Here is a 9,217-nt window from a genome sequence, read left to right as displayed (position 1 = left end):
CGATCTCCGAGGAACTGCTCCCCTCCCGGCTGCCCCGCGTCTCCGGCGTCCAGCTCGCCGCCCGGCACCGCACCGGCCCGCGCGGCGGCGGCGACTGGTACGACGCGCTGCCGCTGCCGGACGCGGCCCTCGGTCTCGCCGTCGGCTCGGTCACCGGGTCGGGGCCCAGCGCCGTCGCCGCGATGGGACGGCTGCGGGCGTCGCTGCGGGCGTACGCCGTGATGGAGGGCGAGGACCCGGTCGCCGTCCTGTCCGACCTGGAGCTGCTGCTGCGGCTGACCGAGCCCGCCCGCTCGGCCACCGCGCTGTTCGCCTACTGCGAGCCCGACCTTCACAAGATCACGCTGGCCGGTGCCGGGCACACCCCGCCGCTGCTGATCGGGGAGCGGCGCACGGAGTTCGTGGAGACCTCCGTCTCGGCCCCGCTGGGCATGCTCGCCTGCTGGGAGGCGCCGAGCGTGGAGGTGCAGGCAACGGCGGGAGAGACGGTTCTGCTCTACACCGACGGGCTGCTGCAGCGCACCGGCGATCCCGTCGACCGCGCCTTCGCCCGGCTCCATGCGGCGGCGGCCGGACTGTCCAGGGCCAAGCGGCGCGACCCGGAGGCGATCGTCGACCACATTCTGCGGACCGTCCTGCCGGACGGGCTGGACACGGGGGACAGCGAGGAGGACGTCGTCCTGCTGGCGGCGCGTTTCGAGTGAGGCAGTAAGAGGTCTTTCGGCCCTGGGCCCCCTTCCGTGCGACCGTACGATGGAGGGGGTCCAGTGCCGTATCTAGGAGGATGACCGTGGCCGACGAGCTCACCCCGGAGACCCCGGAAGAGACCGAAGAGCCGATCAAGCAGCGGAAGAACGGCCTGTACCCGGGCGTGTCCGACGAGCTGGCGGAGAACATGAAGTCCGGCTGGGCCGACACCGAGCTGCACGACCTGCAGCCGATCGCCCAGGCCGCCGAGACCGCCGCCCGCCGTGCCGCGCTGTCCGCGCGCTTCCCCGGCGAGCGTCTGGTGATCCCCGCGGGCAACCTGAAGACCCGCTCGAACGACACCGAGTACCCCTTCCGGGCCTCGGTCGAGTACGCGTACCTCACCGGCAACCAGACCGAGGACGGCGTCCTGGTCATGGAGCCCAAGGGTGAGGGCCACCAGGCGACGATCTACCTCCTGCCCCGCTCCGACCGCGAGAACGGCGAGTTCTGGCTCTCCGGCCAGGGCGAGCTGTGGGTCGGCCGCCGGCACTCGCTCACCGAGGCGGAGCAGCTGTACGGCATCCCGGCCTCCGACGTGCGCGAGCTGGCCGACGCCCTGCGCGAGGCAACCGGCCCGGTCCGGGTCGTCCGCGGCTACGACGCCGGCATCGAGGCGGCCCTGACCGACAAGGTCACCGCCGAGCGCGACGAGGAGCTGCGGGTGTTCCTCTCCGAGATGCGGCTGGTCAAGGACGAGTTCGAGATCGGCGAGCTGCAGAAGGCCGTCGACTCCACGACGCGTGGCTTCGAGGACGTGGTGCGGGTCCTCGACAAGGCCGAGGCGACCTCCGAGCGCTACATCGAGGGCACGTTCTTCCTCCGCGCGCGCGTGGAGGGCAACGACGTCGGCTACGGCTCCATCTGCGCGGCCGGCCCGCACGCCTGCACGCTGCACTGGGTGCGCAACGACGGGCCCGTGCGCTCCGGTGACCTGCTGCTGCTGGACGCAGGCGTGGAGACGCACACGTACTACACCGCCGACGTCACGCGCACGCTGCCGATCAACGGACGCTTCAGCGAGATCCAGAAGAAGATCTACGACGCGGTGTACGAGGCTCAGGAGGCCGGGATCGCGGCAGTGAAGCCGGGCGCGAAGTACCGGGACTTCCATGACGCCGCGCAGCGCGTGCTCGCCGAGAAGCTGGTCGAGTGGGGGCTGGTCGAGGGGCCGGTCGAGCGGGTGCTGGAGCTGGGGCTGCAGCGGCGGTGGACACTGCACGGGACCGGGCACATGCTCGGCATGGACGTCCACGACTGCGCTGCCGCGCGGACCGAGACGTATGTGGAGGGCGTCCTGGAGCCCGGGATGTGCCTGACGGTGGAGCCGGGCCTGTACTTCCAGGCCGACGACCTGACGGTGCCGGAGGAGTACCGCGGTATCGGTGTCCGCATCGAGGACGACATCCTGGTGACCGAGGACGGGAACCGGAATCTGTCGGCCGCGCTGCCTCGTCGCTCCGCCGAGGTCGAGGCGTGGATGGCCTCGTTGAAGGGCTGACGTCGGACTGACGGCCGGGTACCTACGGGGTGCCCGGCCGGAGGTCCGCTTCCCCGCGGGGTTCAGGACGCCGTCATCAGAGGGGAGTTGTCACGCCACTTGAGGATCTTGTCGAAGCTCACCACCGCCCCGCCCGGTCCCGGCTTGTTGCCGATGTGGACGTGGTCGGCGAGCTCCTCGATCAGGCACAGGCCACGGCCGTACTCGGCGTCGGGGCGGGCGAGCGCCGGACGGGCCTGGGGACGGGCGAATCCCGGCCCCGAGTCGGCGACCTCGATACGGCACTTCTCGCCGTCCAGGTAGGCGGTGACCCGGTACGCCTCCGAGGTGCAGCCGTGCACGGTGTCCCCGCCGTGCTCCACGGCGTTCGCACAGGCCTCGGTCAGGGCCACAGAGAGGTCGTACGAGACGTCGGGGTCGACGCCCGCCGTCTCCATCGTGCCGAGCAGCAGGCGGCGGGCGAGCGGAACGCTTGCGGCCTCGCGCCGAAGATGGAGTGACCACCAGATGCTCATGCTCCAGCCTCCTGGCCGCGGCTCGACATACCGTTACGTATTACCGCGCGTACCCGGGTGTAAGCGCGAAACCGACGTGATGCCGCCCATATGGTGGATGTGCCAGGGGTGGCAGGCGGTGTATGTGGGGCCCGCATACACCAGTCGGGCTGGTCCGAGGCAGTTGGTGATCTTCCGGACGGTACGGAATCTTGCGGACCTGCCGTACGGCGGCGACCCGGCCAGTGCGATGATGAGCCCGCCATGACTGCCCCCCAGCCGCGCACGGTGCGCTCCGGAACCGACCTCCGGATCCTGCGGGCCGCGGTGTTCGCCGCGGTCTGCGTCGTGCTGTCCGTGGGCGGGCACGCGCTCGCGTCCGGCGGGGTTCCGCTGTGGACGCTGGGCGCGGGATTCCTCGCGGTGCTCGTGGTCGCCGCGCCGCTCGCCGGTCGCGAGCGCTCGCTGCCCGGGATCGCGGCGCTGCTCGCGGCCGGACAGATCGCGCTGCACACGCTGTTCGGGCTGGGACAGCACGGGTCGACCCCGCTCACGGCCTCCGCCCCGCCGGCGTCCGACGCCTCCCTGGTCGAACAGGCCGCGCGGCTGGTCTGCGGGACCACGGCGGCGGCGATCAGCCCGGCGCAGGCCCAGCGGATCCTCACGGACGCGGGGATCTCCCCCGACGCGGGAGCACAGGCCGCGCACCACCCGGCGGACGCCATGGCCACCGCCGCCGGTTCCCCGGCCGCGCTGCTGCCGTCCCTGCCGATGCTGCTCGGCCACGTCCTCGCGGCGATCGCCGTCGGCTGGCTGCTGCGCCGCGGGGACCTCGCCCTGCTGCGCCTGGCGGAACTCTCGGCGTACTCGGTCACGGAAGGGGCGCTCGTACGGTCCCTGCGCGGGGCGCTCGCGCTGGTGCGCGCCCTGTGCGCGGGGCTCCCGGCGGCGCCCGAGGCCGGCCCGCGCTTCCGGCGCGCCGCCGCGCCCACCTGCCCCCAGCCCCGTACGACCGCACTCCAGCACACGGTGATCCGGCGCGGGCCGCCGTCCGCCGCGCTCGCTCTCGCCGCCTGACGCGACGCGACCGCCACTTCGTTCGGAATCCGGCCGAAGGGTGAGTGCCGCCGTCGCGCGGCACACGCGCGTGCAGCCCTGTCCAGGGTCGTCGAGGAATCAACCCGCACGCACGCGTACCCCTCTTCACCACCACCGGATCCTCACTCGAAGTGGAGTGCTCACCGCCCATGAAGGCTTCCCGTATCACCGCCGTCGGCGCCGTCGCCGCCTCGGCCGTCGTCGTTCTGTCCTCCCCCTGCTTCGCGCACGTCTCCGTGCAGCCCGAGGGCACGGCCGCCAAGGGCGGCTACGCGGTCGTCGACTTCAAGGTCCCCAACGAGCGCGACAACGCCTCGACCACGAAGCTCGAGATCAACTTCCCGGCCGACCATCCGCTGTCCTCGGTGATGCCGGAGCCGGTGCAGGGCTGGGACATCAAGGTCACCAAGTCCGAGCTGGACAAGCCGATCGACTCGCACGGCGAGCAGATCACCGAGGCCGTCAGCAAGGTCACCTGGACCGCCAAGGGCGACGGCATCAAGGCCGGCTTCTTCCAGAAGTTCCCGGTCTCCGTCGGCGCGCTGCCCGAGGACACCGACGAGCTGGTCTTCAAGGCCATCCAGACGTACTCCAACGACGAGGTCGTCCGCTGGATCGAGGTCCCGCAGGAAGGCCAGGAGGAGCCGGAGAACCCGGCGCCGGTGCTCGCACTGTCCGAGGCCGAGGAGGACGGCCACAGCCACGGCTCCTCGACGGCAGAGGAGAGCACCGACGACGCCTCGGCAGCCGCCGCGAACACCGCGTCCGACACCGCCGAGCCCGCCGACAGCACCGACACCACAGCCCGTGTCCTCGCCGTCGTCGGCATCGTCGTCGGTGCGGCCGGTGTGGCGTACGGCGTGCTGGCCGGCCGTCGGCGCAGCAACGCCTGAAGCCTTCCGTTCCGTCGGTGCGCGCCGGGTCCGGACGATGCATGAGGCGTCGTCCTGCACCCCGGTGCGCACCGGAGACCTCACATCTGGGACTTTTCCATGCGTAAGAAGACGTTCACCGCGGCTGCGCTGCTCGCCGCCGCCACCCTGACCCTGTCCGCCTGCAGCGGCGGTGACGACGGCGGATCGCCCGTCACCATGGTGTCCGAGGAGGCCGGCTCCGACCGGGCCGCCACCGTCCTCGACCAGCCCTTCGAGAAGCCGGACCTGGTCCTGACCGACACCCGGGGCAAGCAGTACGACCTCCGCAAGGAGACCGCGGGCAAGCCGACGCTGATCTACTTCGGCTACACCAACTGCCCCGACGTCTGCCCCCTGACGATGAACAACATCGCCGTCGCCAAGAAGCAGCTGCCCAAGGCGGAACAGGACGAGCTGCAGATCGTGTTCGTCACCACCGACCCGGAGCGGGACACCCCGTCCGCGCTCGGCAAGTGGCTCAAGGGCATCGACCCCCAAGTCGTCGGACTGTCCGGCGACTTCGACACCATCCAGGCCGGCGCCCGCACACTCGGCATCTCGATCGACCCGCCGAAGAAGGAGAAGGGCAAGATCGTCTCCACGCACGGCACCCAGGTCGTCGCCTTCTCCCCGAAGAACGACGGGGGTTACGTCCTCTACGGCGAGGACGCCACCGTCGAGGACTACACCAAGGACCTCCCCAAGCTCGTCAAGGGGCAGACACCGTGAGGCGTCTCGCTGTCGCGGCGGCGGTGACGGCCGGGGCGCTGGCCCTCACCGGCTGCGGCGCGGACTCCGACGACGCCGAGGGCGCCCTCTCCGTCAGCTCCGCCTACATGCCGCAACCCGTCTCCGACTCCATGGCGGCGGGCTTCCTGACGATCGCCAACTCGAGTGGCAAGGCGGTCGAGTTGACCTCGGTCACCAGCGACGTCGGTGAGGTGACCGTGCACGAGACCGTCGGGCAGGCGATGCACGAGGCCCAAGAGGTCGCGGTGCCCGCACACGGTCGACTCGTCTTCAGAAGCGGGGGAAGCCACCTGATGTTCGAGAAGCTGAAGCGCAAGCCGAAACAGGGTGAGACGGTCTCCGTCGAACTGCACTTCGCCACGGCCGTGGTCACCGTGGACATGCCGGTGAAGTCGGCGACGTACACCCCGAAGACCGGGCACTGAGGGAGGGACCCCCTTGACGCAGACCATCGCCCCCCGCGTCCGAAGCCTGGTGCTGCTGCTCCTGACCGCCGTCGGCCTGCTGCTCGCCGGCGCCGCACCGGCCTCCGCGCACGCCGCGCTGACCGGCAGCGACCCCCAGCAGGGGGCGGTGGTCGACAAGGCCCCGGCACAGGTCTCGCTCACCTTCTCCGAGACCGTCTCGCTCTCCGACGACTCGCTGCGCGTGCTCGACCCCAAGGGCGAGCGGGCCGACACCGGCGCGGCGAGCAACGTCAGCGGAACGACGTACGCCGTGAAACTGCACTCGGGCCTGCCCGACGGCACCTACACCGTCACCTACCAGGTGGTGTCGGCCGACAGCCACCCCGTCTCCGGCGCCTACACCTTCTCCATCGGCGCCCCGTCCTCGACCTCCGTCACGGTGTCGGACCAGACGGCGGGGGGCGGGGTCGTCGGCTGGCTGTACGGGTTCGGGCGGTATATGTCGTACGCCGGTTTCACCGTGCTGGCCGGCGGTGCCGCCTTCGTCCTCGCCTGCTGGCCGCGCGGCTCGGGCGTACGGGCCGTACAGCGGCTCGTCGTCTCGGGGTGGGTCGCGCTCACCGCGGCCACCCTCGGTCTGCTCCTCCTGCGCGGCTCCTACACCAGCTCCGGGAAGTTCGGCGACGTCTTCGACCTGGACCTGCTCGGGCAGGTGCTGCAGACCAAGACGGGCGCGGCCCTGGTGTCCAGGCTGCTGCTGCTCGCCGCGGCGGCGCTGTTCATCGCCGTGCTCTTCGGTGCGTATGACAAACGCGAGGAGGAGGAGAAGCGGGACCTGACGTTCGGACTGGCGGTCGGCGGAGGTGTCGTGGCCGCCGGGATCGCCGCGACCTGGGCGATGGCCGAGCACGCCTCGGTCGGCCTCCAGGCCGGGATCGCGATGCCCGTCGACGTCGTCCACCTGCTCGCCGTGGCGGCCTGGCTCGGTGGGCTGTGTGCGCTGCTGGTCTCGCTGTACTGGGCGCCGACGGAGGCTGCGCTCGATGCGGGGGCCGTACGGCGGTTCTCGCAGATCGCGTTCGGCAGCGTGGTCGCGCTGGTCGCGACCGGCCTCTACCAGTCCTGGCGGCAGGTCGGCTCCTGGACGGCACTCACCGGCACCCGGTACGGGCAGCTGCTGCTCGTCAAGGTCGGGCTCGTGGTGCTGCTGGTCGGCATCGCATGGATCTCTCGGCGGTGGACCGCCCAGCTGACGGACACGGTCACCGCGACTGGCGGGAAACAGCGGGAGCGCACGAAGGAACGGGTCACGGCACCTGCCGCTTCTGGTGACGGCAAGCGGGCGGATGCCGAGGACGGCAAGCAGACGGCCTCCGGCTCCAAGCGGACGGATGCCGCAGATCCGAAGCGTGCCGCCCAGCTCGCCCGGCAGCGGGCCGCCATGGATACCGCACGCCAGAAGCGCGTCCGGGACGCCGACCCGATCCGCCACGGACTGCGCCGCTCGGTGCTGGCCGAGGCGGGCGTCGCGGTCGCCCTGCTCACGGTGACCACTCTGCTGACGTCCACCGAACCGGGGCGCACGGTGGAGGAGGCCGAGGCGGCCACGTCGGCGCCGTCGTCCTCGTCCTCCGACGCCGGGGCCGTGACCCTCGACATGACCTTCGACACCGGCGGCGCGGACGGCAAGGGCGTCGTACGGCTCGACATCGACCCCGCGCGGGTCGGCGGCAACGAGATGCACGTCTATGTGCAGCGGCCCAACGGCCGCGCCTTCGACATCCCCGAGGTGAAGGTCGCCTTCACCCTGGAGTCCAAGGACATCGGACCGCTGCCCGTCGTCCCGGACCACATCACCACCGGACACTGGTCGGCGAACGGAGTGCAGATCCCCATGGCGGGCGAGTGGAACATCGCCGTCACCGTGCGGACCTCCGACATCGACCAGACCACCGTCTCCAAGAACGCGCAGATCGGCTGACCCCACCATGGCTGACCAGTCCATTCCGGAGGCCCGTACTCCCGAGGCGAGCCCCAAGGGGGCGGTTTCCCCGGAAGCCGCCCAGAAGGAAGGCATCTCGCGGCGCACGCTGCTCGGTACCGCCGGCGCCACCGGGCTCGTGCTCGGCGCAGCGGGCGGTGCCGTCGGATATGCCGCCGCGCCCGCGCAGGCGACGCCGCTCACCTCGCTGGGCGCCGACCAGGTGATGTTTCACGGGAAACATCAGCCCGGCATCACCACCGCCCTGCAGGCCCGCGGCCACCTCGTCGCCTTCGACCTGGCCGCGGGCGCGGGCCGCAAGGAGGCGGCCGCGCTGCTGCGCCGCTGGTCCCAGACGGCCCGGCGGCTGATGGCGGGCGAGCCGACGACACAGGACGACACGGATGTGGCACGTGATGCGGGGCCTTCGTCGCTGACCATCACCTTCGGCTTCGGGCACAGCTTCTTCGACCGTACGGGCCTTCAGAAGCAGCGTCCCGTCGCCCTCGACCCCCTGCCCGACTTCTCCTCCGACCGGCTCGACAAGGCGCGCAGCAACGGCGACCTGTGGGTGCAGATCGGCGCCAACGACGCCCTGGTCGCCTTCCACGCCCTGCGCGCGATCCAGAAGGACACGGGCAGCGCGGCCCGGGTCCGCTGGCAGATGAACGGCTTCAACCGCTCGCCCGGCGCCACCGCCCACCCCATGACGGCACGCAACCTGATGGGCCAGATCGACGGCACGCGCAATCCGAAGCCGGCCGACTCCGACTTCGACCAGCGGATCTTCGTGCCGGCGTCCGGCTCGAACGACCCGGCCTGGATGGCGAACGGCTCCTACGCCGTCGTACGACGCATCCGCATGCTTCTCGACGACTGGGAGCAACTCTCACTGAAGGAGCAGGAGAACGTCATCGGGCGCCGCAAGTCCGACGGGGCGCCGCTGTCGGGCAGCACCGAGACGACCGAGATGGACCTGGAGAAGACGGACGCCGAGGGCAACCTGGTCGTCCCGATCAACGCGCACGCGCGGATCACCCGGCCCGACCAGAACGGCGGTGCCGCGATGCTGCGGCGCCCGTTCTCGTACCACGACGGCTTCGACACCGACGGGGTGCCGGACGCCGGTCTGCTCTTCATCTGCTGGCAGGCGGATCCGCTGCGCGGGTTCGTGACGGTGCAGCGCAAGCTGGACCGGGGGGATGCCTTGTCGCAGTTCATCCGGCACGAGGCGAGCGGGCTGTTCGCGGTGCCGGGTGGGGCGGCGGAAGGGCAGTACGTGGGGCAGGAGTTGCTGGAGGGGTGAGGGTCACCCGGTGGAGCGG

The 9,217-nt window shown here is 71.3% G+C and carries 9 protein-coding genes; 8 read left to right on the top strand and 1 reads right to left on the bottom strand.

The features are described from left to right. Both ACTWQJ_RS00345 and ACTWQJ_RS00340 read left to right on the top strand, forming a co-directional pair. A partial coding sequence (locus tag ACTWQJ_RS00345) for a PP2C family protein-serine/threonine phosphatase (protein ID WP_443304575.1) occupies positions 1-704 on the top strand: 704 nt, incomplete at its 5' end. An 86-nt stretch (positions 705-790) separates the two neighbouring features. Further along, positions 791-2,248, top strand: coding sequence for an aminopeptidase P family protein (locus ACTWQJ_RS00340; RefSeq protein ID WP_443304574.1), 1,458 nt, complete (start codon positions 791-793; stop codon positions 2,246-2,248). Positions 2,249-2,310: 62 nt separating this feature from the next. Here ACTWQJ_RS00340 and ACTWQJ_RS00335 read toward each other — a convergent pair whose 3' ends face one another. After that, positions 2,311-2,763, bottom strand: coding sequence for an ATP-binding protein (locus ACTWQJ_RS00335; protein WP_443304573.1), 453 nt, complete (start codon positions 2,761-2,763; stop codon positions 2,311-2,313). A gap of 243 nt (positions 2,764-3,006) precedes the next feature. Here ACTWQJ_RS00335 and ACTWQJ_RS00330 point away from each other — a divergent pair, with 243 nt between their 5' ends. From ACTWQJ_RS00330 to efeB, 6 genes are all read left to right on the top strand, one after another. Further along, positions 3,007-3,819, top strand: coding sequence for a hypothetical protein (locus ACTWQJ_RS00330; RefSeq protein WP_443304572.1), 813 nt, complete (start codon positions 3,007-3,009; stop codon positions 3,817-3,819). A gap of 170 nt (positions 3,820-3,989) precedes the next feature. After that, positions 3,990-4,733 carry a YcnI family copper-binding membrane protein gene (locus tag ACTWQJ_RS00325; RefSeq protein WP_443304571.1) on the top strand — a complete coding sequence of 248 codons (744 nt, stop codon included), beginning with the start codon at positions 3,990-3,992 and terminating at the stop codon, positions 4,731-4,733. A gap of 99 nt (positions 4,734-4,832) precedes the next feature. After that, positions 4,833-5,483, top strand: a complete 651-nt coding sequence (locus ACTWQJ_RS00320; protein ID WP_443304570.1) for an SCO family protein — start codon at positions 4,833-4,835, stop codon at positions 5,481-5,483. Next, positions 5,480-5,929, top strand: coding sequence for a copper chaperone PCu(A)C (locus tag ACTWQJ_RS00315; RefSeq protein ID WP_443304569.1), 450 nt, complete (start codon positions 5,480-5,482; stop codon positions 5,927-5,929). Before ACTWQJ_RS00320 ends, ACTWQJ_RS00315 begins: the two co-directional genes overlap by 4 nt. A gap of 13 nt (positions 5,930-5,942) precedes the next feature. Then, entirely contained in the window at positions 5,943-7,892 is a 1,950-nt protein-coding gene (locus tag ACTWQJ_RS00310; RefSeq protein ID WP_443304568.1) for a copper resistance CopC/CopD family protein, read from the top strand. 7 nt (positions 7,893-7,899) lie between these two features. Beyond that, complete coding sequence (efeB, locus tag ACTWQJ_RS00305; protein WP_443304567.1) at positions 7,900-9,198, top strand: iron uptake transporter deferrochelatase/peroxidase subunit; 1,299 nt, start codon at positions 7,900-7,902, stop codon at positions 9,196-9,198. Positions 9,199-9,217: the final 19 nt, after the last annotated feature.

This window comes from Streptomyces sp. KR55, assembly GCF_052245645.1.
Lineage (GTDB): Bacteria > Actinomycetota > Actinomycetes > Streptomycetales > Streptomycetaceae > Streptomyces > Streptomyces flavusporus.
Note: the sequence above shows the minus strand (reverse complement) of the source record. Positions and strands in the feature narration are given on the sequence as shown.

Excerpts from the sequence above, each read along its gene's own strand:
- ACTWQJ_RS00320 (WP_443304570.1), top strand. The coding sequence starts at position 4,833 with ATGCGTAAGAAGACGTTCACCGCGGCTGCGCTGCTCGCCGCCGCCACC.
- ACTWQJ_RS00330 (WP_443304572.1), top strand. The coding sequence starts at position 3,007 with ATGACTGCCCCCCAGCCGCGCACGGTGCGCTCCGGAACCGACCTCCGG.
- ACTWQJ_RS00325 (WP_443304571.1), top strand. The coding sequence starts at position 3,990 with ATGAAGGCTTCCCGTATCACCGCCGTCGGCGCCGTCGCCGCCTCGGCC.
- efeB (WP_443304567.1), top strand. The coding sequence starts at position 7,900 with ATGGCTGACCAGTCCATTCCGGAGGCCCGTACTCCCGAGGCGAGCCCC.
- ACTWQJ_RS00335 (WP_443304573.1), bottom strand. The coding sequence starts at position 2,763 with ATGAGCATCTGGTGGTCACTCCATCTTCGGCGCGAGGCCGCAAGCGTT.